Raw genomic sequence first — 945 nt, forward strand, 5'->3', positions numbered from 1 at the left:
GCCGTGGCGGCGTTCGCCGTCCCGGCCGGTGCCGACACCACCTGGTCGGTCGTCCCGGCCAACGCCGACGGCCCCGACGGCCGCACCGTCATCGACATCGAACTCCCCGCCGGACAACAGGCCACCGAACACATCGCCGTCATCAACCGCTCCACCCAACCCGTCGACTTCGCCATCGACGCCAACGACGGCTACCTCACCACCAAGGGCTACTTCGACATGCGGCCCCCCGAGGCCACCCCCGTCGACGGCGGCTCCTGGATCAGCGTCCCCGACAAAATCACCATCGCCGCCGGAGCCACCACCGTCGTCCCCCTCACCGTCGCCATCCCCCAAAACGCCACCCCCGGCGACCACCCCGCCGGCGTCACCGCCTCCGTCGACGCCATCTCCGGCCAGGTCCGCGTCCACAACCGCGTCGGCGTCCGCGTCAACATCCGCGTCACCGGCACCTTCGCCGCCAAAATCGCCGTCAGCAACGTCCACACCACCTACACCTGGTCGTGGAACCCCTTCACCCCCGGCACCGTCGAGGTCACCTACACCCTCGCCAACACCGGCAACGTCCGCCTGGCCCCCGACAGCCGCATCCAGACCTCCACCCTCGCCGGCGACAACGCCTGGGACGACACCTCCGAAGCCAGAGCCCGCGAAATCATGCCCGGCGGCAACCGCACCTTCACCGCCCGCATCACCGGCACCTGGCCCCTGGGACCCATCGGCACCACCATCTGGGCCATCCCCTCCCCCGCCGGCAAACCCCTGCCCGGCGTCACCGCCGAACGCGTCGCCATCGACACCACCATCTGGGCCATCCCCTGGCCCCAGCTCACCCTCCTCGTCCTGCTCGCCCTCGCCGTCCTCGCCCTCCGCGTCACCAGCACCCGACGCCGCCGCCGCATCGAAAAGCTGATCCTCAGCCGCGGCACCCCTCTCGGCACATGA

Annotated in this window: 1 protein-coding gene; it reads left to right on the forward strand. The window is 70.8% G+C overall.

Going from position 1 to position 945, the window contains the following annotated elements; translation table 11 throughout:
- Nucleotides 1-945 (forward strand): COG1470 family protein (locus tag FLX08_RS39935; protein ID WP_142625439.1); only part of this gene is annotated, 945 nt, incomplete at its 5' end.

This window comes from Microbispora hainanensis (assembly GCF_006874475.1).
In the GTDB taxonomy this organism is placed as follows: domain Bacteria; phylum Actinomycetota; class Actinomycetes; order Streptosporangiales; family Streptosporangiaceae; genus Microbispora; species Microbispora hainanensis.